1 pseudogene is annotated in these 225 nt (G+C 26.7%); it reads right to left on the bottom strand.

The window, feature by feature from the left end:
• A pseudogene (locus V7083_RS23245) lies at window positions 1–225 on the bottom strand (AAA family ATPase); the annotation flags it as partial.

Below are 225 nucleotides of genomic sequence, written 5' to 3'. Positions count from 1 at the left end.
TTTTAATTCTCTCTTCAGCACTGTTTTTACCTAGTACCCCTGTAATATAACTATCCATTACTTCCTCTGAAAATAAAAGCATTTCTATTTCATTAAAAGGCAAAGTAAAAATATTTTCTTCTTTGTATTTTTGAATTATTTCATCAGATAAAAGGTCTCCATCTATAACGCCTACCGCTTTATTATTATGTAGAGAATTTAAATTATTAAAAGCTTTAACATACT

Origin of the sequence: Bacillus sp. JJ1764, from assembly GCF_036962145.1 — a bacterium.
In the GTDB taxonomy this organism is placed as follows: domain Bacteria; phylum Bacillota; class Bacilli; order Bacillales; family Cytobacillaceae; genus Neobacillus.
The sequence above is the reverse complement of the archived record's forward strand: the minus strand, read 5'-3'. Positions and strand labels throughout refer to the sequence as shown.